The sequence below is a fragment of the Rathayibacter sp. VKM Ac-2803 genome (assembly GCF_009807175.1).
In the GTDB taxonomy this organism is placed as follows: domain Bacteria; phylum Actinomycetota; class Actinomycetes; order Actinomycetales; family Microbacteriaceae; genus Rathayibacter.
The window spans coordinates 1,499,691-1,524,568 of the sequence record NZ_WUCD01000001.1; the positions used below are offsets into that span (position 1 = coordinate 1,499,691).

Consider the following 24,878-nt stretch of genomic DNA (forward strand, 5'->3'; position numbering starts at 1 on the left):
GCTTCTGCCCTTGTCTTCTGACGGACGCGGATCTCGATACGCCCTCTTCGAGGGCTACTCGATCAGCATGGAGGGGGCGAGCTCGCTGGTCGAGTAGCCGCCGCAGGCGGCGTATCGAGACCCGTCTCCCTACGGACGTCCCTCGGCAGTCGGCCTGGGCTCAGCCGAGGGCGGTGAAGCGCAGCAGGATCGTGCGGGCCTCGGGGCGCAGCTGGAAGTCGGGCCAGACGTCGGGGCCGCAGGCGCGCGAGCCGAGGCCGTGCTGGGCCGCGTCGATGGTCAGCACCGAGCGGGTCGACGGCGGGAGCTCGTGCGGGTGCGCGGCCGCCGTCAGCTCGTGCGCCGTGTAGCGGGAGAGCGTGAAGCCGGGGAGTCGGCCGTGCAGGTCGGCGGCGGCCTCGATCCGCAGGCGCGGCGAGCCTCCCTCGCTCAGGATCAGCTCGCGCACCGCGCTGCGGTGCCCGTTCTCCTGCGGCCGGGCGTAGGTCGTCGAGAGCTCGTCGATGCCCGCCGAGAAGCGGCCGACCCGAGCGGCGCGCAGGCTGTCGGGGTACGACTCCCGGGGCCCCGTGCCGAACCACTCCGCGGAGTCGACGGATGCCGGGAGGTCGAGCCGGATCCCGAGCCGCGGCCAGACCGAGCCCCAGCCGCGCGTGGGTGCGAGGTCGACCCGCAGCACGGCGGCGTCGCCGTCGGTGCTCCAGCGCTCCTCGACCAGGAGCGCCGCGTCGAGGTCGGCGGCCGACCAGCGCGTGCGCCGACGGACGCCGTCGGAGGTGTCCACCTCCTCGATCCGGCCGACCAGCCGGTCGAGGCCCGCCCTCCGCCAGAGCGAGGCGGAGGAGGGCGCGTCGGTCCCGCGTCCGTCGCCCGCCCACGGGTCCTCGTCGAGGTAGCCCGGGAATCCGGCGCCCTCGTCGTTGTCGGTCGGCGCCCGCCAGAGCTCGGCGCGCGGACCGTCGACCGCTAGTCCGGCGAGGGAGGCGAGCCGCCCGTGCCGGAAGCGGGCCGGGCCGAGGGCACCGGAGCCGTCGAGCGCTCCTCCGGCCCGCGACCGCGCCCACGAGGGGGTCGCGGCGGGAGCCGAGATGCGGCGCTGCCCCGAGGCGAGGACGTGGCCCTCCTCCGCCCAGGCGGTCGCCGAGGCGAGGACGACGTCGACCGTCAGCCAGGTCTCGCCGCCGATCGGCGCATCGACGGCGGGAAGCGGGAGCCGCGCGGAGTCGCCCGCCGCGATCGCGGAGGTGTCGAGGGTCCCCTCCGCCGTGACCCGCCCCTCGAGCTCGAGCCGCCAGGCGAAGCGGAGATCGGCGGTGGAGGCGACGTGCCGACGGTTCTCGACGACAACGGCGTCCGCCTCGACGCTGACGCGAACGGGCGACACGATCTGCTTCCACTCGAACAGGCCGGGGCTCGGCGTGCCGTCCGAGAGCACCATGCCGTCCATCACGAAGTTGCCGTCGTGCACGACCTCGCCGAAGTCGCCGCCGTAGGCGTAGTACTCGACGCCGTCGGCGGTGCGCGCCCGGAGGCCGTGGTCTCGCCACTCCCAGACGAAGCCGCCGTGCAGGCGCGGGTGGCGGTCGACGAGATCATCGTACTGGTCGATGGCGCCCGGTCCGTTGCCCATCGCGTGCACGTACTCGCAGAGCAGGAACGGCTTGGTCCGCTGGCGCGCCGACTCGCCGGCCGTGCAGCCCAGGAGGATCGAGCGCGAGTCGTCGCGGCCGATCCGCTCGGTCTCGGGGATCGAGGAGTACATCCGCGAGTACACGTCGGTGTAGGCGCCGGTGTGGTCGCCCTCGTAGTGCACGGGGCGCTCGGGGTCGCGGCCGTGCACCCAGGCCGACATCGCGGCGAGGTTCGCGCCGGTGCCGGCCTCGTTGCCGAGCGACCAGATCACGATGCTCGGATGGTTCTTGTCGCGCTCGAGCGTGCGCTCGATCCGGTCGAGGTACGCCTCGCGCCAGGCGGGGTCGTCGCTCGGGTTGCCGGCCCAGCCGTAGCGCTCGAAGCCGTGGGTCTCGAGATCGCACTCGAGGATCACCCAGAAGCCGAGCTCGTCGGCGAGATCGAGCAGGCGCGGGTGCGGCGGGTAGTGGCTGGTGCGGATCGCGTTGACGTTGAAGCGCTTCATCATCGCGAGGTCGGCGCGGGCGAAGTCCTCGTCGAAGGCGCGACCGCGATCGGGGTGCGTCTCGTGCCGGTTCACGCCGTGGAAGACGACGCGGGAGCCGTTCACGAGGAACCGGTCGCCTCGGATCTCGATCGTGCGGAAGCCGATGCGCAGCGACACCGTCTCGCCCGTGGAGGCGAGCTCGGCGTCGTACAGCCGTGGCACCTCCGCCGACCACGGCTCGACGACGGGCACGTCGATCGGCGCGACCTCGTCGGCCGTGGCCCAGACCGTCTCGATGCCCAGCTCGGGGACGCGCAGCGTGACGGGGAACGCCGATGCCTCGGCCCTGATCTCGGTGTCGAGCCGGCCGGCGCCCGCGGTGTAGGAGGCGCGCACCCAGGCGTCCTCGATCCCGCCGACGGGACGTGCGAGCAGGTGCACCGAGCGGAAGATGCCGGGCAGCCACCACTGGTCCTGGTCCTCGACGTAGCTCGACGCCGACCACTGGTGCACGCGCACGACCACGAGGTTCTCACCCGGCCGCACCGCCGCGGTCACGTCGAACTCCTGCGCGAGGCGGCTGCCGGATCCGATGCCGATCTCGTCGCCGTTGACCCAGACCCGGTAGCGCGACTCGACCCCGTCGAAGCGCAGTACGACGGCCTCGGCGTCGCCCCACGACTCCGCGACCTCGAACGTGCGCCTGTAGTCGCCCGTCGGGTTCTCGTCCGGCACGAACGGCGGCTCGGTGGCGAACGGGAACTGCACGTTCGTGTAGGCGGGGCGGCCGTAACGGCCGTCGCCCTCGAGGACCCAGTGCGCAGGAACCGTCATCAGATCCCAGTCGGAGTCGTCGAAGGACTCGCCCCCGACGTCGTCCACTCCCTCGCCGTCGGGCAGCACCCCGAGACCCCCGAGCGTTCCCGGAGCGGCGGGGAGCAGGCGGAAGCGCCACTCCCCGTCGAGCGAGAGCGAGGGAGCATGGGTGTGCAGCCACGACCGGGCGGGCCGGCGGAGGCCGGATCCCGGGGCCGTGTCGGTGAGGTAGTGGGACGTCGTCGGGGGAGTCGTCACTTCACGGAGCCTTCCGTCAGGCCGCCGCGCCAGAAGCGCTGCAGCACGATCATGGCGATGGCGAGCGGGATGATCGACAGCAGCACGCCGCCGGTCGTCAGCTCGTAGAACTCGGGCAGGCGATCGACCTGACTGAGCCAGTTGTTGAGGCCGAGCGTGATCGGGAAGAGCTCGGTGTCCGAGAGCATCACGAGCGGCAGGAAGTAGTTGTTCCAGATCCCGACCAGCTGGAAGAGGAACACGGTCACCAGGGCCGGGGTGAGGATGCGCAGTCCCAGCGTGTGGAAGATCCGCAGCTCGCCCGCCCCGTCGATCCGTGCCGCCTCGATGATCGCCGTGTCGACCGTCGCCTGCGCGTAGATGCGGCAGAGGAAGAGGCCGAACGGCGAGACCAGCGAGGGGATCAGCACGCTCCAGTAGGTGTTCGCGATCCCCATCTGGCTGAAGAGGAGGAACAGGGGGAGTGCCGTCGCGGTCCCCGGGACGAGGACGCCGGCGAGGATCGTGCCGAAGACGAGCTTGCTGCCCTTGAACTCGTACTTCGCCAGCGCGTAGCCGCCCGCGGCCGCGAGGTAGGTGGCGAGCAGGGCGCCGACTCCGGCGTAGAGGACGGAGTTGAGGAACCAGCGGACGAAGATCCCGCCGTCGTAGGTCAGCACCTGGCGGAGGTTGTCCCAGAGCGCGAAGGTCGGCGCGAACCAGAAGCCGTAGGTGGCGAAGAGGTCCTCCGTGGTCTTGGTCGCCGCGACGACGACCCAGTAGACGGGGACGAGGAAGTAGACCGAGACGATGACGAGGATCGCGGTGACGATGATCGTCGAGGCGCGGTTGCGGCCCGCCGATCGGTCGGGGCCGCGGCCGGGCCTCGCCGGGCGCTCGGCGGTGACGACTCCGGTGGTCGTGGTGGGCTGCTCAGTGCGCTCGACCGTGCTCATGAGGACTTCCTGTTCGAGATCGAGAGGAACGTGAACGAGAGGATGAACGCGACCAGCGCGATCAGGACGGCCTGCGCGGCGGCGACGTTGTAGTCGTTGTAGGCGAACGCGGTCGTGTACGCGCTGAGGTTCGGCGTGTACTGGCTGTCGATGGCCGGGGCGACGGTCTTGAGCACCTGCGCCTCGGCGAAGAGCTGCAGCGTGCCGATGATCGAGAAGATCGTCGTGAGCACCAGGGCGGGGCGGATGAGCGGCAGCTGGATGCTGCGCGCGACGCGCCAGGTGGAGGCTCCGTCGACCTTCGCGGCCTCGTAGAGCTCGACCGGGATCGCCTTCAGCTGAGCGACGATGATCAGCATGTTGTAGCCGGTGTAGCTCCAGAGCGAGATGTTCGCGATCGACCAGAGCACCGAGTTGGCGCCGAGGAAGTCGGGCTCGAGGCCGACGACGTTCGCCGCGTCGATGATCGGGCTGAGCCCCGGGACGTAGAGGAACGACCAGAGGATCGTCGCGATCACTCCGGGCACCCCGTAGGGCAGGAAGTACGCGGCGCGGAAGAAGCCGGGCATCCGCGCGGACGCCGACTCGAGCATCAGCGCGAGCACTGTGCATAGCGCGATCATCACCGGGACCTGCACGAGGCCGAAGAGGAACATGCGGCCGATGGAGGCGATGAAGTTGCCGTCGGCGAGGGCCTGCGCGTAGTTGTCGAAGCCCGCGAACCCGCTGGTGACGCCGGCCTCGCCGAAGAGGCCCGAGCGGGTCACCTTCGTGAAGCTGGAGCCGATGGCGACGACGATCGGGATGATGAAGGTGAGGACGAAGAGCGCCAGGAACGGCGCCAGGAGGATCCACGGGGCGCGGCCGACGGCGCGGCTGCGATTCGCCGGTCTTCCCGAGGTGGCCGCGACCGCGGCGGCGGCGGGGGACGTCGTGGTCGTCATGCCGATGCCTTCCTGATGCTGAGGCCCTTGTTCTCGAAGACCGTGATGATCTGGTCCTCGGCCTCCGCGACGGCGTCGACGAGGGACAGCCCCGACGCCTTCTTGCGGAAGCCGTCGCTGAGGATGTTGAACGACTGCTGGGTGACGGGCCACCACGACCAGTCGGGGTTCTGCTCCTCGGAGGCGGGCACGAAGACGTCCTCGTAGTAGTTCTCGCCGCTGAAGAACTCGCTCGGCTCCTGCCGGGTGGTGCCGATCTCGCCGACGGCGGGCGACCAGCCGATGCCGCTGTTCGCGATCATCGCGTCGATGCCCTCCTTGGAGGTGGTCATCCAGACGGCGAACTCGAGCGCCTCCTGCGGGTGCTTGCTGCTCGCGAAGATCGCGGCCGTCGAGCCGCCGAGGTAGCTCGAGCCGTAGCCTGTGTCGCCCCAGACCGGCATCGGCGCGACCCGCCACTTGCCGCTGCCTCCGCTGACGCCCTGGATGAGGGCGTCGCCCCAGCTGCCGGTGGTGCAGGAGGCGATCCCGCCGTTCGCGGCGGCCGCGAACCACGCGGGGGAGTAGGCCCCGTACCCGGTCTGCACGAGGTCCTGGTCGATGGCGATGTCGAAGAACTGGGCGACCTTCGTCGTCGCCTCGTCGGTCATGTCGATGACCCAGCCGTCTTCCTCCGCCGTGAGCCACTTGGCTCCGGCCTGCGTCGCGAAGGCGGCGAAGACCGAGGCGTCGGCGAGCGGGAAGCAGTCGATGTAGGAGTCGATGCCGCGCAGCTCCGTCGCGACCGCTGACCACTCGTCCCAGGTGGCGGGAGGCTCCGCACCGACCTGGGCGAAGACCTCTGGCTGGTAGAACATCGCCATGGGGCCGCTGTCCTGCGGGATGCCGTAGACGCCTCCGGTGTAGCTGACCTGCCCCCAGAGGGTGGGGTCGTAGCGGTCGGCGTACTGCTCGGCGCCGTAGCGGTTGAGGTCGACGAGCCCGTTGACGAGCATGAACTCGGGCAGCGAGCGCATCTCGACCTGGCCGATGTCGGGGCCGCCGCCGGCCGCGAGGGCCGAGTAGAGCTTCTGGTAGCCGCCGGCGTTGCCGCCGGGGATCCAGACGGCGTCGACCTGCACGTCGGGGTGCGAGGCGTTCCAGACGTCGCAGACCTTCTGCAGGTCCTTGAGCCAGGCCCAGTACTGCAGCTGGATCGGGCCGCTCGCGGCGGGGATGGCCGCCGCCGAGTTGACCGAGACGGTGCCGGGGGTGGCGCAGGCGGTGAGCCCGGCGAGTGCCGCGGTGCCGAGTCCGGCGGCGATGAGCTGTCTCCGTGTGAACGGTTCCACTGTCCCTCACTTCATCGTGGTGGAGTTCCGGGCCTCTCTGCCGCGGATGATCGGGACGCTATCACAATGTCGAGTACCTGCTCGAAATTCGTTCCGCAACCGTGACGCCCGGCGGGCGGAGCGCGCGCTACGCTGGCGATCCGAGGGAGGCTCACCCCTCCGGTGCACGAGGAGCAGGCGATGACCGAGGCGGTCCCGACCCGCAGTGCGCGCCGCGGCCCCTACGCGAAGTCGGCCGAGCGCCGGCGCAGCATCATCGAGGCGGCGCACGCGGTCTTCGCGGCGCGCGGCTACGCCCGCGGCTCGCTGCAGGACGTCGCCGACCGCGTCGGCCTCAGTCAGACGAGCCTCCTGCACTACTTCCCGACCAAGAACGAGCTGCTGCTCGCCGTGCTGCGGCATCGCGACCTGATCACGGGCGACGGCTCGTCACCGCTCGACCCCGAGGAGGGGCTCGTCGCGGGCATCCTGCGCCAGACCCGCTACAACGAGTCGGCACCCGGAGTGATCGAGCTCTACTCGGTGCTGTGCGGGGAGTCGACGACCGATGAGCATCCGGGGCGCGAGTTCTTCGCCCAGCGCTTCGGGAGGCTCCGCGGCGAGTACGCGCACGAGCTGCGGGTTCTGCGCGACGCCGGCCGGCTGCGCGAGGGCGCCGATCCTGACCGCGTCGCGGCGTCGATCATCGCGCTGTGGGACGGCATCCAGCTGCAGTGGCTGCTCGACCACGACGCGGTCGACATGGTGGCGTGCCTGGCCGACTACCTCGACCTGGTGATCCTGCCCGCGCCCTAGGGCGTGTCGAACACGATCCCGCGTGCTCCGCTCGGCCTGATCGCTCGATCTGCGGCGTCGCGGATCTCGTCCCATGGCCGCATGGGTCTTCGATCCGCTCCTTGCAGCTCGCACGATCAGGCCGTGCTCGCGACGGCGGTCTCGTGTTCGACGCGCCCTAGGCTCGGCGCATGACCTCCACCCTGCAGGACTCCAGCTGGATCTGGCTCGCCCTCGCGATCGTCACCGCGGGCCTCGCCGAGCAGAAGGGCCGCTCGCGCTGGCGGTGGTTCGTCATCGCGCTGTTCCTCGGCCCGCTCGCGACCGCGCTCGTCGTGATGTGGCCGAGACCGCAGGCCGGGATGGTGACCGACGTCCGCTGGAACTTCGCCGTCGGCGCCGGTCTCGCCGCGCTGGCGCTGGTGCTCTTCGCGGTGACGTCGAGCCTCTGGCTCCTCCTGATCCCTGCCGTCGTCCTCGCCGCCCTCGCCGGCGTGCTGACCTGGCTGAGCCGCCGGGTGCCGTTCGAGAGCCTCCCGCGCTGACGCGAGGGAACCCCGGAGCGTCGAGGCGTCCCGCGCGTGCGGGTGGTCTCGATGCTCCGGGGTTCCCTCGGTCGTGCGGCGGGGCGGCGCCTAGGGCAGCAGGCGCGTCGGGCCGCGGAAGAGGTAGGTGACCTCGCGGAGGTTGGCCTGGTGCAGCATCAGCATGATGACGCGGGACAGGCCCATGCCGAAGCCTCCGTGCGGGGGCACGCCGTAGCGGAAGAAGTCGAGGTAGAACTCGAGCTCCTCGGGGTCGAGGCCCTTCTCGCGCGCCTGCTCGACGAGCACGTCGACGCGGTGCTCGCGCTGGGCGCCGGTCGAGATCTCGACCCCGTTGTAGATGAGGTCGTAGCTGTTGGTGATCGTCGCGTCGCCCTCGCGGCGCATGTGGTAGAACGGCCGGATGCTCGAGGCGTAGTCGGTCAGGAAGACGAAGTCGTGGCCGAACTCCTCCTGCACGTAGGCCGCGATGCGGCGCTCGCCCTCGGGGTCCATGTCGTCGTCGGCGCGGGGCACCTCGTAGCCGCGCTCGGCGACGATGCGCTTGGCCTCGGCCAGCGGGATGCGCGGGAACGGCGTGGTCGGCACGGTGAGGTCGATGTCGAAGAGCGCCTTGACCTCGGCGCCGTGCTTCGCGACGACCGCGGTGAGGCCCGCGACGATGAGCTGCTCGTGCAGCTCCATGACGTCCTCGTGCGAGTCGATCCAGGACAGCTCGGAGTCGACGCTGGTGAACTCGGTCGCGTGCCGCGACGTGAAGCTCGGGTCGGCGCGGAAGGCCGGTCCGACCTCGAAGACCTTGCCGAAGCCGGCGGGCTGCGCCATCTGCTTGAAGAACTGCGGGCTCTGCGCGAGGTAGGCCTTGGTCTCGAAGTACTCGACCTCGAAGAGCTCGGCGCGCGACTCCGAGGCGCTCGCCATCAGCTTCGGGGTGTGGATCTCGATGAAGTCGTTCTCGACCCAGTAGGTGCGCAGGGCGTGCTCGAACGTGGTCTGCACGCGGGCGATCAGGTTCTGCTCGGGGCGGCGCAGGTCGAGGAAGCGCCAGTCCATGCGCTTGTCGATGCCGGAGTCGGGCGCGATGGGCGCCTCGGGGATCGACTCGGACACGATCTCGAGCGCCTCGAGCTTGACCTCGATGCCGCCGAGCTTCACGCGCTCGTCGTGCTTCAGCGCGCCGGTGACCGTGATGAAGGAGCCCTGCGCGAGGCCGGAGATCGCCTCGGTGATCGCGAGCTTCGCCTCCGATGCGGCGTCTCCCTCGACGGCCTCGCGGACGGCGGGGTTCACCAGCTGGACGGCGCCCGACTCGTCGCGGAGGACGACGAACTGCACCTTCTTCTGATCGCGCACGGTCTCGACCCAGCCGGAGACGCGCACCGGCCCGTCTTCGAGGGCGGCGAGCTTCTTGACGGTGGTTCGGGGGAGGCGGGTCGCGTCGGTCACGGTAGGGGAGTCTACTCGCGAGGGGTCGGGCGCGATCCGCGCGGGCTAGCATCCCGGCATGAGCACCGCACTGATCACCGGCGCGTCCACCGGCATCGGCGCCGCGTTCGCCCGCGCCTTCGCCCGACGGGGCTGGAGCCTCGTGCTGGTCGCGCGGAACGAGCAGCGGCTCGAGGAGGCGGCGGTCGCGTTCCGCACGCTCGGCGCCCCGCACGTCGAGGTGCTCGCCGCCGACCTCAGCGATCGGGAGCAGGTCGAGCGAGTGCGCGAGCGGGTGGCCGACCCCGTCCGCCCCGTCCGGGTCCTCGTCAACAACGCGGGGTTCGGCATCGACGGCAGCTTCTCCGAGCCCGACATCGCGGCGCAGGACGAGGCACTCGAGGTGATGGTCCGCTCCGTCTCGGTGCTCTCGGGCGCGGCGGCGGAGGCGATGACCGCCCGTCGGGAGGGCGCGATCCTCACCGTCTCGAGCGTCGCCGGCTTCGTGCACCTCGGCCCCTACTCCGCGGTGAAGGCCTGGGCGACCGCGTTCACGCAGTCGCTCGCCGTCGAGCTGCGCGGCACCGGAGTCAGGGCCGCCGCGCTCTGCCCGGGCTGGGTGCGCACCGAGTTCCACGAGCGCGCGGCGATGGACACCTCCTCGATCCCCGCCGCCCTCTGGCTCGACGCCGACGCGGTGGTCGAGGAGTTCCTCCGCGATGTCGCCCGGGGTCGCGTGGTCTCGGTGCCGTCCTGGCGGTTCGGCGTTCCCGTCGCGATCGCGAGGCACCTCCCCGACGCGCTCGTGCGCCGGATCTCATCGGCGGTCCTCGCGCGGCGCTGAGCCTGAGCGCGCCTGCGGCTCAGGCGACCCTGTTCCCGGCGTTCCTCCACCCCGCGTTCCGTACACTTGACGCTCGTGGTTGCCGATCAGATCCATCTCGTGCGGCACGGCGAGGTGTTCAACCCCGACCGGGTCCTCTACGGGCGACTCCCGAACTTCCGGCTCTCCGAGCTCGGCCACCGGATGGCGCGCTCGGCCGCCGACGACCTGCTCGAGCGGCGCCGCCACGTGACCGCGCTGATCGCCTCCCCGCTCCAGCGCACCAGGGAGTCGGCGCAGCCGCTCTCGCAGGCGTTCGAGATCGAGGTCGCCATCGACGAGCGGATCATCGAGCCCACCAACAAGTTCGAGGGCAAGCGGATGGAGGCGCGCGCGTCGGCGCTGCGCGACCCCCGCAGCTGGCCGTCGCTCCGCAACCCCTTCGAGCCCAGCTGGGGCGAGCCCTACCTCTCGATCTCGGCGCGCATGTACGCCGCGATGGAGTCGGCCTGGGAGTCGACCGTCGAGGGCGACGTCGCCCTGGTCAGCCACCAGCTCCCGATCTGGACGGCCCATCGCGCGATCGCGGGGGAGCGGCTCTTCCACGATCCGCGCAAGCGCCGGTGCGCTCTGTCGAGCATCACCACCTTCGAGCGTCGCGGCGACCGGTTCGTCGAGGTCGGCTACTCCGACCCCGCGGCCGGCCTCCAAGGCCTCGCGACCGACGTCGGAGCCGTCTGATGGCGCGGGTCCGCGCCGCGGCGGTGCTGGCGCTCGCCGCCGCGCTCGTGCTGTCGGGCTGCACCGAGGACGAGCTCGCGACGCAGTACCGCAGCGGCGACAACAAGGGCTACATCTCGGGCGACGGGACCGTCACCGAGATCGCGGCCGACGACCGCGACGACCCGATCGTCTTCTCCGGCACCGACGAGAACGGCGAGAGCATAGACTCCGCCGATCTCGCCGGCCGCGTCGTGGTCGTCAACTTCTGGTACGCCAGCTGCGCACCCTGCCGGGCCGAGGCCGCCGACCTCGAGTCGGTGAACACCGAGTTCGCGGGCCAGGAGGTCTCATTCGTCGGGATCAACGTGCGCGACCAGGCTCCGACCGCGGCGGCCTTCGCCCAGACCTACGGCCTCACCTACCCCTCGATCGTCGACGTCGACGGATCGGCGCAGCTCGCCTTCTCGGGCAAGGTTCCGCCGAACGCGGTGCCGACCACGCTCGTCCTCGACAGGGAGGGGCGCGTCGCCTCGCGGATCCTCGGTCAGCTGCAGGAGGCGTCGATCCTGTCGACGCTCGTGAGCGACACGCTCGCGGCACCGGAGTAGCGGCGTGGGCGACATCGTCATCAGCGGACAGCTGCTCCTCGCGGTGCCGATCGCGCTCCTCGCCGGCCTGGTGTCGTTCGCGTCGCCCTGCGTGCTCCCGCTCGTCCCCGGCTACCTCGCCTACGTCGGCGGGTTCACCGATGCCGACGAGCGGGCCGCTCGGGGGCGACGCCGCGTCGTGCTCGGCGTGCTGCTCTTCGTGCTCGGCTTCTCGCTGGTCTTCGTGCTCTACGGGGCGGCGGCGGGGTCGATCGGCTTCTGGATGCAGCGCTACAGCGACGTCATCACCCGCGTGCTCGGCGTGGTCGTCATCGCGATGGGCCTCGTCTTCATCGGGCAGTTCTCGTTCCTGCAGCGGACGCTCCGCCCGAGCATCCGGCCCGCGACCGGCCTGATCGGCGCACCGCTGCTGGGCATCGTCTTCGGGATCGGCTGGACCCCGTGCCTCGGCCCGACCCTCAGCTCGATCCTGGCGCTGGGGCTCGGAGCGGGGTCGCCGTGGCGGGGCGCGCTCCTCGCGCTGATGTACTGCCTCGGACTCGGTCTGCCCTTCCTGCTCGTGGCCTTCGGCTTCAGCTGGGTCACCACCGCCCTCGCCGTCGTGAAGCGCCACATCCGCGCCATCAACATCGCGGGCGGTGTCGCCCTCGTCCTGATCGGAGTCCTCATGGTGACCGGGATCTGGAACACCCTCGTCTACGGATCCCTCGCAGGGGTGATCAATGGCTTCCAGCCCGCGATCTGAGTCCGGCTCGAGGCCCGAGTCCGGCGCGCCGGTCGACGGCGACGAGGCGCAGAAGCGCGCCGACGCGACGTTCCGCCCGGCCGACCACTTCGACTCCGACGCCGACACCGTCACGCAGCCCAAGCTCGGCCTCGTCGGCTGGCTGCGCTGGATGTGGCGCCAGCTCACGAGCATGCGCACGGCGCTGTTCCTCCTGCTGCTGCTCGCGATCGCGGCGGTCCCGGGCTCCCTGGTGCCGCAGCGCTCCTCCGACCCCAACGGCGTCACCCAGTACTTCGTCGACAACCCCGATCTGGCCCCGCTGCTCGACAAGGTGCAGGCGTTCGACACCTACACCTCGGCCTGGTTCTCGAGCATCTACCTGCTGCTGTTCATCTCGCTGATCGGCTGCATCATCCCGCGCACGAAGCACCACTTCGAGGCGATGCGCTCGCGGCCGCCGCGCACCCCCGCGCGCCTGCAGCGCCTCGCCGGGTACACCGTGCGCGAGGTCGACGGGGCGAGCGAGGCCGAGGCGATCGACTCGGCTCACGCCGTCCTGCGCCGCGCGGGCTACCGCGTCGAGCGCTACGCCGACCCGCGCGGGCGCTGGACGAGCGTCTCGGCCGAGCGCGGCTACCTCCGCGAGACCGGCAACCTGGTGTTCCACTCGGCGCTGGTCGGGATCCTCGTGGCCGTCGGAGTCGGCGGCGGTTTCGGCTACAGCGGGCAGCGCGTGCTCGTCGAGGGCGGCCAGGGCTTCGCCAACAACCTCGCGGCCTACGACTCGTTCAACCCGGGCCGGTTCTTCGACAGCAGCCAGCTCGATCCGTACCAGCTGACGCTCGACAGCCTCGACGTGCAGTACGAGGAGCAGAACCAGCAGGCGCTGGGGCAGCCCGTCGACTTCACGGCGAACGTGACCACGACCGAGCGCGGTGGCGGCACGGAGGACCGCACGATCAAGGTCAACGAGCCGCTCTCGATCGGCGGCACCAACGTCTACCTGCTCGGCAACGGCTACGCGCCGACGATCACGGTGCGGGACCCCTCGGGGACGGCGATCTTCACCGACGCCGTGCCCTTCCTCCCGCAGGACGCCAACCTGACCTCGGTCGGAGTCGTGAAGGTCCCCGACGGCCTCGCCGAGCAGATCGGCATGACCGGGTTCTTCTACCCCACCCAGGACGAGCTCGCGTCGGGCGCCTCGACCTCGATCTTCCCCGACCTGCAGTACCCCGTGCTGTCTCTGAACGTCTTCGCGGGCGACCTCGGCCTCGACGCCGGCGTGCCCACCTCCGTCTACGTGCTCAACACCGACTCGCTGACGCGCCTCACCGGCGGGCAGACGGGGGTGGCCTCGATCACGCTCAAGCCGGGGCAGACGGCCGATCTGCCGGACGACCTCGGCACGGTTACCTTCGAGAACGTGGGAGCCGACCCGTCGATCGTCGGGACCGACAGCGTCAAGCGGTTCGCCTCGTTCGACATCCACCACGACGCCACGCAGAGCTGGGTGCTGCTGTTCGCGATCCTGGTGCTCGCCGGACTGCTCACCTCGCTGTTCGTCCCGCGCCGCCGGGTGTGGGTCAAGGCGACGACCGGTGCCGACGGTGGACTGACCCTCGAGTACGCGGGCCTGGCGCGCGGCGAGGACCCGCAGCTGGTCCGCGCGGTACGCGAGGTGGCCGACCGGCACGCGCCACTCGACGGGTCCTGACGCGCCTCTCGTCGCCCGGAGGAGGAAGGGCATCCTTACCTGTGCGTTCGCGCAGGGGCGGTGGCGGCCCGCAGCGATTACCCTGAGGAGGTGATCGAGACCCTCTCTCAGTACTCCGTGCTGTGCCTCTACTCCGCGATGGGCATCTACGCGCTGGCGTTCATCTTCTTCGCGGTCGACCTCGCCCGCCGCTCCTCGATCGCCGACGGCGAGTCGATCGAGGTCGTGCAGGAGGCGGAGCGCGTCGCCTCGGCGGCCGCCGCCGACCGCGCGGCGAGCGGCAGGGCGACGGTGGCCGGCGGCTCGGGCCGCCCGACGGCGACCCTCTCGCGCCTCGGCAGCCGCGTCGAGGACGAGGTCTACAACGCCCCGGCGCGCTCGAAGGCGATGCGCATCGGCTTCTCGCTCACGCTGCTCGCCTTCGTGCTGCACCTCGGGGCGACCGTGCTCCGCGGCGTGGCGGCCGGGCGCGTGCCGTGGGCCAACATGTACGAGTTCTCGATCACCGGGACCCTGATCATCATCGGCGTGTTCCTCGCCGTGCAGCTGCGCTGGGATCTCCGCTTCCTCGGCGCCTTCATCACCGGGCTCGTCCTGGTGCTGCTCGGAGTCGCGACGGTCAACTACTACGTCGCTGTCGTCCCGCTGCCGCCGGCACTGCAGTCGTACTGGCTCGTGATCCACGTGCTCGTCGCGATCCTCGGCACGGCGTTCTTCGCCCTCGGCTTCGCGCTCTCGGTCACCCAGCTCCTCCAGTCGCGGAGGGAGTCGGAGGGCGAGTCGCCCCGCTCCGTCCTGAAGTTCCTGCGCACCCTGCCCAGCGCGCTGACCCTCGAGAACCTCGCGTACCGCGTCACGATCATCGGCTTCATCCTCTGGACCTTCACCCTCATCGCGGGCGCCGTCTGGGCCGAGAAGGCCTGGGGCCGCTACTGGGGCTGGGACACCAAGGAGGTCTGGACCTTCATCATCTGGACCATCTACGCCGGCTACATCCACGCCCGCGCGACCCGCGGGTGGCGCGGCACCCCCTCGGCCTGGCTCGCGATCATCGGCTTCGCCGCCGTCATGTTCAACTTCGGCGTCGTCAACGTGTTCTTCAAGGGGCTCCACGCCTACTCCGGCCTCGACACGGGGATGTAGCGGATCCGAGACTGCCGACCTCACCCGCTGACGGAGGTGGGTCTCGATACGCGGCCTGCGGCGGCTACTCGACCAGCGAGCGTGCGGGGCCGCTCCTCGCTGATCGAGTAGCCCGCGCAGCGGGCGTATCGAGATCCACCAGCGTCAGCAGATCGCGCTGCAGACCGGCTCGACCGGCGAGCGTGCGGGGCCGCTCCTCGCTGATCGAGTAGCCCGCGCAGCGGGCGTATCGAGATCCACCAGCGTCAGCAGGTCGGATCGACGGCCTGGTCTTCTGACGCTGGTGGGTCTCGATACGCCCCTGCGGGGCTACTCGACCAGCATGGAGGGCGGCCCGCGCCGGGTTCTCCCTCCGCCCGGAGAGGCGAAGCGGCGGGGCCGCGGGCTCGACCGGGGCGCCGGCCCGCCCGAGCCGGAGGCGTCAGGCGCCGCCCGTGATGACGTCGATCAGGTGCGGGGCGAAGGGGGCGTCGAGGGCGAGGACGAAGCGGGTCCGCGAGCCCTCGGGGTGCACGTCGCGGTAGATGCCGCGCAGGTCGGGCAGGGTCTGGCCGCGGCCGGGTCCGAACGTCGCGTCGACTTCGACGGGCACGCGCGGGGCGGAGGCGACATCCACGGCATCGAGCGCGATCGCGGCGGCCATCGGGTCGTGCAGCGCGGCGCTGCGGACGCCGAAGTGGCCGACGTAGAAGTCGAAGTAGAAGTCGAGCGCGCGGCCGATCGTCTCGGCGAGCGGGTCGGCCGAGCCGAGCAGCACCGCGCGGTGCTCCTCCGTCATCAGGTGCCGCATCGTCACGTCGAGCGGGACGAGGGTGAGATCCCAGTCGGCGGCGACCACCTCGGCGGCCGCGGCGGGGTCGTGCCAGATGTTCGCCTCCGCCACCGTACTGACGTTGCCGGGGACGAGTGCCGCACCGCCCATGACGGTGACCGAGTGCAGCAGCGAGGGCAGCTCGGCGTGCTTGCGCAGCGCGTGGGCGATGTTCGTGAGCGGCCCGATCGCCACCAGGCGCAGCTCGCCGGCGTGCTCGCGGGCGAGGCGGAGGAGCAGGTCGGCCGGGTCCTCGTCGACCGGCTCGGCGCCGGCGGGCAGGGTGACGCCTCCGATGCCGTTGTCGCCGTGCACGTACGGCGCGCCGCCGGCGTAGGCCTCTTCGAGGAAGTCGTGCGCGCCGACGGCGACGGGGATGTCGGTGCGACCGGCGAGCGCGAGCAGGCCGAGGGTGTTCACCGCGGCCTGGCGGGCGTCGGTGTTGCCGCTCACGGTGCTGATGCCCACGAGATCGGCGAGCGGCGAGCGCAGCAGGTAGGCGAGGGCGAGCGAGTCGTCGATGCCGGTGTCGCAATCGAGGAAGACGGGAACGGCGGGCACGGGTCTCCGATCAGAGGGGGAAGGAGGGAGCGGCGGGCGTCGGCGACCGGGCAGCTCCATTCTGGCCCCACTGCACCACTCGGTTCACCACGCTTCGGTCCTCCGAACCGCGCCGGTTCCCCTCCCCCCGATGCTCAGAGCAGAGCGAAGGAGTCGCGCAGCCGCGCCCGCCACCAGGCGAGGCGCTCGGGCGACACCGCGTGGCGCTCGAGCAGCTCCTCGGACACGTCGACGCGCTCGACCGCGATCGACCCGTCGACCGGGCGCAGCGGAGCCGCGGTGACGTCGGCGGCGAGGAGGGAGGCCGTCCCCAGCCCGCAGTCGTAGGGCAGCTCGGGCAGAGCGGCCGCGAGCGCCGCACCCATCGCGAGCCCGACCGAGCTGTCGAGGGCGCTCGAGACCACGGCGGGCAGGCCGGCTTCGGCGGTGATCGCGAGGGCGCGGCGCACGCCTCCGAGCGGCTGCGCCTTGACCACCAGCAGATCGGCGGCGCCCGCACGCGCGACGGCGAGCGGATCGACGGCCTTGCGCACGCTCTCGTCGGCCGCGATCGGGATGCCCATGTACTTCACCCGGTAGCGCAGCTCGGCGAGCTCGTCGACGCTCGCGCAGGGCTGCTCGAGGTACTCGAGGTCCACTCCCGCCATCGCGTGCACGGCGTGCTCGGCCTCGTCGACGTTCCACGCCCCGTTCGCGTCGATGCGGATGCGTCCCTCCGGCCCGAGCACGCGGCGGACCTCCTCGACGCGAGCGACGTCGTCGGCGAGGGCCTGGCCGCGCTCGGCGACCTTGACCTTGGCGGTCCGGCAGCCGTGGTAGCTCGCGAGGATCGCGGCGACGTCGGCGGGATCGACCGCGGGCACCGTCGCATTGACGGGGATCCGGTCGCGGAGCGCGGCGGGCTGCTCGCTCCAGCCGTAGTCGAGCGCCGCGCGGAGCCAGGCGGCCGACTCCTCGGGGCCGTACTCGAGGAACGGAGAGAACTCCGTCCAGCCCTCCGGCCCGCGCACCAGCGCGATCTCGCGGTGGTCGACCCCGCGGAAGCGCGTCCGCAGCGGCAGCGACACGACGCGCAGGCCCGCGTCGACCTCGGCGAGGGAGGGGAGGGGGGATCCGGGCACGTCATCGTCCATGCGGCCATTCTCCTCCGGAGCGACGGCGTCGAGAACCGGGCCCGCCCCCGCTCGGACCCGCCTGCACCCCGTGCGAGACTGGCGGCGCTGCCGCTCGAGCCCGGAGGAACGCGATGAGTCAGATCCCGATGAGCCCGCCGCCCGCGCCGCAGGCCGCGCCGATTCCCGGGCGCCGCCCGCTCGGCACCGGAGGGTGGATCGCCCTCGCCTCGAGCGCCGCCGTCGGGCTGGTCTACACCGCCGTCCTCGGCGGTCTGCTCGCGTGGACCGTGGGTGCCGCGGTCGACGTGGCGGGCGACGCCGTGCCGACCGGCATCCCCGGCTACTCCGACGACCCGTTCGGCTCGACGGACGACCCCGACGCCGGCGGCGACGCGAGCGATCCGTTCTACGACTACCCGGGCTACCAGGACGGCGACGCGGCGCTCGTGCTCGATCAGCCCTCGGCGGAGGCGGCGATCGCCGCGTGCACCGCCGCCGTGTCCGCCGTCGAGGCCGCCGTGATCGGCGGCTGGGTCTCGGCCGACGACGAGTACTACGAGCGCTCCGACAACGCGTACGGCGGGCCGTCGCTGCTGTACGACTACATCTCGGCCACCGACTACGCCGACGCCGAGCTCGGCACCGCCGCCGACAAGCAGGCTGTCGTCGACCTCTTCACCGCCGCGCTCGCGCCGCTCGGCTTCGACTCCGTCGACATCGCCGACACCCCGGCGGAGTGGTCGCAGGTCGGCTACGACCTCGACGGCGACCTCTCGGACGAGGACGCCTCCGCCTCGCTCTGGATCGTGACGGCCTACTCGAGCACCCAGGCGGTCCCCTCGATCGAGCTCGGCCTCGTCGACCTCGACTCCGACCCGACCGGCCAGGTCGCGACGATGCTCGACGACGTGGGCGTCACTCCGTCCGACAGCGGGGCCTTCCTCGCGGGCTACGCGAACAGCCTCCTCGAGGAGGCCGACCGCGCCGAGTTCACCGAGCGCATGGCCGAGTTCGGCGGAGTCGCAGCGGCCTGATCCGTCGGTACCGGCATCCTCTGGACGCCGCAAGCCCGCGTGGCGCACCGCCCGAGGCGCCTAGCGTGGGGGTATGGCGGAGCACAGAGCGACGAGACCCCTGCGCGACTACGCGGCGATCGGCGACGGCAGGACCGTCGCGCTGATCGCCCGGGACGGCAGCGTCGACTGGATGCCCGTCCCCGACCTCGGCTCGGTCCCCGCGTTCGCCGCCCTCATCGACGGTCGCTCGGGCGGCTGCATCGAGCTCGCACCGGTCGAGCCGGCCGAGGTGACGCGCGAGTACCTCAAGGACACGAACGTCCTGCAGACCACCTTCAGCACGGAGTCGGGCACCGTGCGGGTGACCGACGCCCTCGTGACCGGCATCGCCGGGCGCCTCCCGTGGGCCGAGCTCGCGCGGCGGGTCGACGGCGTCGACGGCGAGGTGCGGATGCGCTGGGCCGTGCGCCCGGGGACCGGCCTGGGCACGATGTCGCCGTGGATCCAGAACGCCGACGGCCGCTCGCTGATCCGCGTCGGCGACATCACGATCGGGGTGACCGGGGACGGCCACGGGCCGGACAGGGACGACGCGCCCTCCGGCGCCGGCGACGAGCTCACCGGATCGTTCGTCGTGACGTCCGAGAAGGACCCGAGCCGCCACGTTCTCGTCGTCTCGGCCACCCACGACGAGCCCCTGCACTTCCCGGACGCGACGAACGTCGACCGCGGCATCGACCGCACCGTCCGCAGCTGGCAGGACTGGTCGGAGGAGTTCTCCTACGACGGCCCCTGGGCCGAAGCCGTCCAGCGCAGTGCGCTCGCGCTCAAGCTGCTGATCTACTCGCCCACCGGGGCGATCGCGGCCGCTGCGACCACGTCGCTCCCGGAGTCGCCCAACGGCGGCAAGAACTGGGACTACCGCTTCGCCTGGGTGCGGGACGCCGCGTACACGGCGCACGCCCTGGTCCGCTTCGGGCTGCGGGAGGAGACGCACGCCGCGCTCTCGTGGCTCCTGCGCACGATCAAGGAGCACGGACCCGACCTGCACATCTTCTACGGGCTCGACGGCTCGCTGCCGACCGGGCTCACCGAGTACGACGTCCCGGGATGGGCGGGCATCGGCCCCGTCGTCTCGGGGAACGGCGCCCAGGACCAGCTGCAGCTCGGCGTGTTCGGCGACCTCTTCGACATCTGCCGCATCTACGTCGACGAGGGCAACGTCCTCGACATCCAGACCGGTCGGCTGCTCTCCCGCGTCGCCGACACCACCTGCGACCTCTGGCGCAACCGCGACGCCGGCATGTGGGAGCTCGAGGAGGAGCAGCACTACACCTCGTCGAAGATGGGCTGCTGGCAGGCGCTCGACGCCGCCGTGCACCTCGCCGAGCTGGGCCAGGTGCCGGGAAGCGCCGACCGCTGGCGCTTCGAGCGCGATCGCATCCGCGACTGGATCGAGGAGAACTGCTGGTCGGACGCCCTCGGCTCGTACGTGATGTACCCGGGCACCGAGGAGCTCGACGCCTCCGTCCTGCTGCACACCACGAGCGGATACGAGCGCGGTGAGCGGATGATCTCGACGATCGACGCCCTGGTCGCCGAGCTCGGCCGGGGATCCCTGATGTTCCGCTACTCCGGGATGGAGGGCGAGGAGCACCCGTTCGTCGCCTGCTCGTTCTGGCTCGCGTCCGCTCTGGCGTGCGTGGGGCGGCACGACGAGGCGATCGCGCTGATGGACGAGCTGGTGGCGACGATCCCGAACGACGTGGGGATCATGTCCGAGATGGTCGCGGTCGACGATCTCGCCTTCTGGGGGAACCTGCCGCAGGGGCTCAGCCACCTCGCCCTGGTCAACGCGGCGATCACGATCGAGGAGCTCGCGCCCGACAAGCTGAGCGAGCGCTCCCGCCGCTAGACCCGCCGCCGTCGGCGCGCAACCCGCTTGAACCAGGCCGCGGGGGAGCGTAGACCGGAACCATCGCCTGAGCACGCCGGTCGCCGCGACGCGCCCGGCCGCCGTCCAGCTCCCGCACCACTCGCGTCCGGGAGTCGCCCAGCAGCATCAGCCACACTCGGAGTCGGAGATCCGCACTCCGGCTCTGCAAGAGAAAGGATCGGTCCATGACCACCACCCTCGAACGCCACACCGAAGCCCCCGCCGGCTCCGGCGCCAAGACCAGCCGCCGCCAGAACGCCGAGAAGGGCTTCAAGGCCTCCAAGGAGCTGCTCGACAGCCTCCAGATCGTCCTCGTCGACCTCATCGAGCTGCACGTCCAGGGCAAGCAGGCCCACTGGAACGTCGTCGGCAAGAACTTCCGCGACCTCCACCTCCAGCTCGACGAGATCATCGAGGCCGCCCGTGAGTTCAGCGACGACATCGCCGAGCGCATGCGCGCGCTGCACGGCATCCCGGACGGACGCAGCGACACCGTCGCGGCGACCACGACGCTGCCCGAGTACCCGCACGGCGAGATCGACACCGCCGAGACGGTCGACCTCGTGACCATCCGCCTCGAGAACACCGCCGCCACCATGCGCGAGGTCCACGACCAGGTCGACGAGGAGGACCCGACCAGCGCGGATCTGCTCCACGCGATCATCCAGAGCCTGGAGCAGTACGCCTGGATGGTATCGGCCGAGAACCGCCGCACCTCCACCGCCAAGTAGGCGAGTGCGCCAAGAGGGACCTCGCGCGAGCGGGGTCCCTCTTCGTGTGCCCGGGGTCCCGGGCGCAGGGTCCTCCCCGCCCCCGACAGTAGGGTCGACGGCATGAGCACGCAGGTTTCCGAGCTGTTCGACGAGCGCCGCTGGGCGCCGGTCGACGGCTTCGACGGTCTCGAGGACATCACCTACCACCACGATCGCTCCGGCCGCATCGCCCGGGTCGCGTTCGACCGGCCGGAGGTGCGCAACGCGTTCCGGCCGCGCACCGTCGACGAGCTGTTCCGCGCCCTCGAGGACGCCCGGATCAACCCGCGGATCGGCGTCGTGATACTCACCGGCAACGGCCCCAGCCCCCGCGACGGCGGCTGGGCGTTCTGCTCGGGAGGCGACCAGCGCATCCGGGGCCGCGACGGCTACCGCTACTCCGACGGCGAGACCGCCGAGGGGATCGACGCGGCGCGCAACGGCCGCCTGCACATCCTCGAGGTGCAGCGCCTCATCCGCTTCATGCCCAAGGTCGTCATCGCGGCGGTCCCCGGCTGGGCCGCCGGCGGCGGTCACTCGCTGCACGTGGTCTGCGACCTCACGATCGCCTCGGCCGAGCACGGGCGCTTCAAGCAGACCGACGCCGACGTCGGCTCGTTCGACGCGGGCTACGGATCGGCGTACTTCGCCCGTCAGATCGGGCAGAAGGCCGCCCGCGAGGTGTTCTTCCTCGCCCGCGAGTACTCGGCGCAGCGCGCCTACGAGATGGGCGCCGTCAACGCCGTCGTCCCGCACGCCGAGCTCGAGCCGACCGCGATCGAGTGGGCCGAGACGATCCTGACCAAGTCGCCCACGGCGATCCGCATGCTCAAGTACGCTTTCAACGCGGTCGACGACGGACTGGTCGGCCAGCAGCTCTTCGCCGGCGAGACCACCCGTCTCGCCTACGGCACCGACGAGGCCGTCGAGGGACGCGACTCCTTCCTCGAGAAGCGCGACCCCGACTGGTCGCCGTTCCCGTGGCAGTTCTGAGCGGCGGGATGCGGAGGTGACCCGCGCGCTGGTCGAGGTCGATCCCGCTCCCGAGGCGGTCCTGATCGCCCTCCGCGCCGCCCTCGACGGCAGCGGCCCCGCCGTGCGCATCGCCGCCCCCGGTGCGCCTCCTGTCGCGAGCGGCACCGTCCCGCAGCGGGTCGCGGTCGTCGTCGAGACCTCGGGATCCTCCGGGCCGCCCAAGCGGGTGGCGCTCGCCACCTCGGCGCTGCTCACGAGCGCGTCGGCGACGCTCGCCGAGCTGGGCGGTCCCGGTCGCTGGCTGCTGTGCCTCCCGACGCACTACGTCGCCGGGGTGCAGGTGCTGGTGCGCTCGCTGACCGCCGACGCCGACCCGGTGGTGCTGAGACAGGGCGGCTTCGACGCCGCCGCGTTCTTCGACGCCGCCCGCAGCATGCCGGCGGGGGAGCGCCGCTACACGTCGCTCGTCCCGGTGCAGCTCGCGCGGCTGCTCGAGCGTGCCGAGCGCGACCCGGTGGACGCCGGCACCCTCCGCTCGTTCGACGCCCTGCTGATCGGCGGGCAGTCGACGCCGCAGGCGCTGCGCGACCGGGCCGCGGCGCTCGGCGCGCGCATCCGGCTGACCTACGGCTCGAGCGAGACCGCCGGCGGCTGCGTCTACGACGGTGTCCCGCTGCGCGGCGTGCAGTCCCGCGTCGAGGACGGCCAGGTGCTCCTCGGCGGACCGACCCTCGCCGAGGGCTACCTCGACGAGAGCGGCGCGATCGACCAGGAGCGCACCGCCGCCGCCTTCGTCACACGCGACGGACAGCGCTGGTACCGCACGGGCGACTCTGGAGCGATCAACGACGGGCGGCTGAACGTGACCGGGCGCCTCGACCGCGTCATCGTCTCGGGCGGCGAGAAGGTCTCGCTCGACGCCGTCGAGGCGGTGCTGCGGGAGTGGGGAGTCGACGACGCCGTCGTCGTCCGCCGGTCGGACGGGCGCTGGGGAGAGGTGCCCGTCGTGATCACGGCGGGGACGCCTCCCGAGCCGGCCGACCTGCGCGCCGCGGTCGTCGCGCGCCTCGGGCGGGCGGCGGCACCCGCGGCCGTCCTCGCCGTGCCCGAGATCCCCCTGCTCGCCTCCGGCAAGCCCGACCGCCGAGCGCTCGAGCGCACCGCGGAGGAGTCGGGGCGTTCCTGAGACCGCTCAGCCCGTGCACGCCCCGGCCCCAGGCGGCGGGGAGGGCACTCGGTAGGATTCCCTCCGTGTCGAGTACGAGTCGCAAGAAGAAGCCGCGCAGCGGCCGCCCCGGAGGCAGCCCCCGCAAGGTCGAGGTGAAGCCCGCCGGCCCGCGCGAGTGGATCGGCGGAGCCCGGCTGCGGACCCTCCCGCTGGCCATCGCACCCGTGCTCATCGGCACCGGGGCGACGCAGGTGACGGACGAGGGCTGGCACTGGGTGCGCGCCCTGCTCTGCCTGGCGGTCGCGCTCGCCCTGCAGATCGGCGTCAACTACGCCAACGACTACTCCGACGGCGTCCGGGGCACCGACAAGAACCGGGTCGGCCCCTCGCGGCTCACCGGCTCGGGCGCGGCGAAGCCCAAGACGGTGCTGACCGTCGCCCTCGTCTTCTTCGGTCTGGCGGGTCTGGCGGGTCTGGCCCTGACGATCCTCTCGGGCTACTGGTGGCTCCTCATCGTCGGCGCCGCCGCCATCGCCGCCGGGTGGTTCTACACGGGCGGTCGCCGGCCCTACGGCTACCTGGGCCTCGGCGAGGTCTTCGTCTTCGTCTTCTTCGGGCTCGTCGCCACGGTCGGCACCACGTTCGTGCAGATCGGCCGCACCAATCAGGAGTCGTGGCTCGGCGCGGTCGCGGCCGGCCTGTTCGCCTGCGCGGTGCTGATGGTCAACAACATCCGCGACATCCCGACCGACCGCCTGTCGGGCAAGCGGACGCTCGCCGTCCTGACCGGCCCCACCGTCTCGCGGGCGATCTACAGCGCCTTCGTGCTGGTGCCGTTCGCGATCGCGGTCGTCCTGGCGCTGTTCTACCCGCTGGCGTGGCTGACGCTCTTCGTCCTGCTCGCGATCCTGCCGGCGATCCTCATCACGCTGACGGCGCGCACGGCGAAGGAGCTGATCCTCGCTCTGCAGCTGACGAGCCTCGGCGGCCTCGCCTACGCCGCGATCCTGGGCGCGGCGCTGGCCTTCTGACGCATGCGCGACCGGGCCGGCGCCCGGCGCCACCCCATGCTGGTCGAGTAGCCCCGCAGGGGCGTATCGAGACCCGCCAGCGTCAGCAGATGGGGCTTCTATCTTGTCCTTCCGACGCTGGTGGATCTCGATACGTCGCGCTCCGCGGGCTACTCGATCAGCGGGGGGAGGCGAGCAGCGCGATCGGCCGAACCCGTTGAGACGTGCAGCCGGCAGGCCGGCGGTCAGCGCTCGTCGCGGGCCGCGTCGATCGCGGCGTCCTCGATGTCGTCGTCGGTGGCCTTGCGCGGGACGTCCTTGCGGCGCTCGTAGATCGCCTCCGCGATGCGCTCGCGGGGCTTGCGCAGCACGATGTACGAGAGCGACATGCTCGCGACGGCCGCGACGATGCCGGCGGTGACGGCCGCCGTGAGCTCGGAGTCGAGGAACGTGCGGCCCGGGAGGTACACCAGCACGAACACGGCGGCGAACATCGCGAGGCGCAGGAGCGAGTAGACGATGACGGCACGGCTCAGTTTCACCGCATCAGTGTATGTCGACCCCTGCACACGGTCCCGTATGCACCCCGGGAGCTCCCTGTCCAGCGACCGTGCGCCCCGTCTTCGAGAGTGCGCCGGACGTACAC

22 protein-coding genes are annotated in these 24,878 nt (G+C 71.6%); 14 read left to right on the top strand and 8 right to left on the bottom strand.

The window, feature by feature from the left end; translation table 11 throughout:
- Window positions 1–160: 160 nt before the first annotated feature.
- Genes GRS96_RS06990 through GRS96_RS07005 form a run of 4 tightly spaced genes read right to left on the bottom strand, consistent with a single transcriptional unit; the run spans window position 161 to window position 6,403 of the window.
- The gene (locus tag GRS96_RS06990) at window positions 161–3,193 is read right to left on the bottom strand and encodes a glycoside hydrolase family 2 TIM barrel-domain containing protein (protein WP_159988110.1); all 3,033 of its coding nucleotides are present in this window, start codon (window positions 3,191–3,193) and stop codon (window positions 161–163) included.
- Window positions 3,190–4,128: a carbohydrate ABC transporter permease gene (locus GRS96_RS06995; RefSeq protein WP_159988111.1), complete on the bottom strand. Its 939-nt coding sequence runs from the start codon at window positions 4,126–4,128 to the stop codon at window positions 3,190–3,192. The genes GRS96_RS06990 and GRS96_RS06995 overlap by 4 nt, the downstream gene beginning before the upstream one ends.
- The gene (locus tag GRS96_RS07000; protein ID WP_159854456.1) at window positions 4,125–5,072 is read right to left on the bottom strand and encodes a carbohydrate ABC transporter permease; all 948 of its coding nucleotides are present in this window, start codon (window positions 5,070–5,072) and stop codon (window positions 4,125–4,127) included. Before GRS96_RS07000 ends, GRS96_RS06995 begins: the two co-directional genes overlap by 4 nt.
- Window positions 5,069–6,403, bottom strand: coding sequence for an extracellular solute-binding protein (locus GRS96_RS07005; protein ID WP_159988113.1), 1,335 nt, complete (start codon window positions 6,401–6,403; stop codon window positions 5,069–5,071). Before GRS96_RS07005 ends, GRS96_RS07000 begins: the two co-directional genes overlap by 4 nt.
- Window positions 6,404–6,583: 180 nt before the next feature.
- Between GRS96_RS07005 and GRS96_RS07010 the strand changes: the two genes are divergently transcribed.
- Together GRS96_RS07010 and GRS96_RS07015 are read left to right on the top strand one after the other, a co-directional pair.
- On the top strand, window positions 6,584–7,198 hold the full coding sequence (locus GRS96_RS07010; protein ID WP_159988114.1) for a TetR/AcrR family transcriptional regulator: 615 nt from the start codon (window positions 6,584–6,586) through the stop codon (window positions 7,196–7,198).
- 170 nt (window positions 7,199–7,368) lie between these two features.
- On the top strand, window positions 7,369–7,722 hold the full coding sequence (locus GRS96_RS07015; protein ID WP_159854450.1) for a hypothetical protein: 354 nt from the start codon (window positions 7,369–7,371) through the stop codon (window positions 7,720–7,722).
- Between the two features lie 90 nt (window positions 7,723–7,812).
- Here GRS96_RS07015 and aspS read toward each other — a convergent pair whose 3' ends face one another.
- Window positions 7,813–9,168: an aspartate--tRNA(Asn) ligase gene (gene aspS / locus GRS96_RS07020; protein ID WP_236553577.1), complete on the bottom strand. Its 1,356-nt coding sequence runs from the start codon at window positions 9,166–9,168 to the stop codon at window positions 7,813–7,815.
- A 58-nt stretch (window positions 9,169–9,226) separates the two neighbouring features.
- On the opposite strand from aspS, the gene GRS96_RS07025 reads away from it, so the two are divergent.
- The 6 genes from GRS96_RS07025 to ccsB all read left to right on the top strand — a co-directional run bounded on the left by GRS96_RS07025 (window position 9,227) and on the right by ccsB (window position 14,888).
- On the top strand, window positions 9,227–9,991 hold the full coding sequence (locus GRS96_RS07025) for an SDR family NAD(P)-dependent oxidoreductase (protein WP_159988115.1): 765 nt from the start codon (window positions 9,227–9,229) through the stop codon (window positions 9,989–9,991).
- Between the two features lie 75 nt (window positions 9,992–10,066).
- Window positions 10,067–10,711: a histidine phosphatase family protein gene (locus GRS96_RS07030; RefSeq protein ID WP_159854442.1), complete on the top strand. Its 645-nt coding sequence runs from the start codon at window positions 10,067–10,069 to the stop codon at window positions 10,709–10,711.
- Window positions 10,711–11,301 (top strand): TlpA family protein disulfide reductase, encoded by a 591-nt coding sequence (locus GRS96_RS07035; RefSeq protein WP_159988117.1) that lies wholly within the window; start codon window positions 10,711–10,713, stop codon window positions 11,299–11,301. The genes GRS96_RS07030 and GRS96_RS07035 overlap by 1 nt, the downstream gene beginning before the upstream one ends.
- 4 nt (window positions 11,302–11,305) lie before the next feature.
- The gene (locus GRS96_RS07040) at window positions 11,306–12,046 is read left to right on the top strand and encodes a cytochrome c biogenesis CcdA family protein (RefSeq protein WP_159854438.1); all 741 of its coding nucleotides are present in this window, start codon (window positions 11,306–11,308) and stop codon (window positions 12,044–12,046) included.
- Window positions 12,024–13,745 carry a cytochrome c biogenesis protein ResB gene (gene resB / locus GRS96_RS07045; protein WP_159854436.1) on the top strand — a complete coding sequence of 574 codons (1,722 nt, stop codon included), beginning with the start codon at window positions 12,024–12,026 and terminating at the stop codon, window positions 13,743–13,745. The genes GRS96_RS07040 and resB overlap by 23 nt, the downstream gene beginning before the upstream one ends.
- A gap of 90 nt (window positions 13,746–13,835) precedes the next feature.
- Complete coding sequence (gene ccsB / locus GRS96_RS07050; protein WP_442966606.1) at window positions 13,836–14,888, top strand: c-type cytochrome biogenesis protein CcsB; 1,053 nt, start codon at window positions 13,836–13,838, stop codon at window positions 14,886–14,888.
- A 421-nt stretch (window positions 14,889–15,309) separates the two neighbouring features.
- On the opposite strand, the gene GRS96_RS07055 is transcribed toward ccsB, so the two are convergent.
- Window positions 15,310–16,260: a nucleoside hydrolase gene (locus GRS96_RS07055; RefSeq protein WP_235021846.1), complete on the bottom strand. Its 951-nt coding sequence runs from the start codon at window positions 16,258–16,260 to the stop codon at window positions 15,310–15,312.
- A 134-nt stretch (window positions 16,261–16,394) separates the two neighbouring features.
- Window positions 16,395–17,393 (bottom strand): o-succinylbenzoate synthase, encoded by a 999-nt coding sequence (locus GRS96_RS07060; protein ID WP_159988119.1) that lies wholly within the window; start codon window positions 17,391–17,393, stop codon window positions 16,395–16,397.
- A gap of 113 nt (window positions 17,394–17,506) precedes the next feature.
- On the opposite strand from GRS96_RS07060, the gene GRS96_RS07065 reads away from it, so the two are divergent.
- From GRS96_RS07065 to GRS96_RS07090, 6 genes are all read left to right on the top strand, one after another.
- On the top strand, window positions 17,507–18,409 hold the full coding sequence (locus GRS96_RS07065; protein ID WP_159988120.1) for a hypothetical protein: 903 nt from the start codon (window positions 17,507–17,509) through the stop codon (window positions 18,407–18,409).
- Between the two features lie 73 nt (window positions 18,410–18,482).
- Window positions 18,483–20,306: a glycoside hydrolase family 15 protein gene (locus tag GRS96_RS07070; protein WP_159854428.1), complete on the top strand. Its 1,824-nt coding sequence runs from the start codon at window positions 18,483–18,485 to the stop codon at window positions 20,304–20,306.
- Between the two features lie 206 nt (window positions 20,307–20,512).
- Window positions 20,513–21,058 (top strand): Dps family protein, encoded by a 546-nt coding sequence (locus GRS96_RS07075; RefSeq protein ID WP_085476900.1) that lies wholly within the window; start codon window positions 20,513–20,515, stop codon window positions 21,056–21,058.
- Between the two features lie 102 nt (window positions 21,059–21,160).
- Entirely contained in the window at window positions 21,161–22,072 is a 912-nt protein-coding gene (locus GRS96_RS07080; RefSeq protein ID WP_159854426.1) for a 1,4-dihydroxy-2-naphthoyl-CoA synthase, read from the top strand.
- A gap of 16 nt (window positions 22,073–22,088) precedes the next feature.
- A complete protein-coding gene (locus GRS96_RS07085; RefSeq protein ID WP_236553578.1) occupies window positions 22,089–23,240 on the top strand; it encodes an AMP-binding protein in 1,152 nt (383 codons plus the stop codon).
- Window positions 23,241–23,305: 65 nt separating this feature from the next.
- Complete coding sequence (locus GRS96_RS07090; RefSeq protein ID WP_159854424.1) at window positions 23,306–24,253, top strand: 1,4-dihydroxy-2-naphthoate polyprenyltransferase; 948 nt, start codon at window positions 23,306–23,308, stop codon at window positions 24,251–24,253.
- A 224-nt stretch (window positions 24,254–24,477) separates the two neighbouring features.
- Here the strand turns inward: GRS96_RS07090 and GRS96_RS07095 are convergent, their stop codons facing one another.
- A complete protein-coding gene (locus tag GRS96_RS07095; protein WP_159988121.1) occupies window positions 24,478–24,774 on the bottom strand; it encodes a DUF4229 domain-containing protein in 297 nt (98 codons plus the stop codon).
- Window positions 24,775–24,878 lie beyond the last annotated feature (104 nt).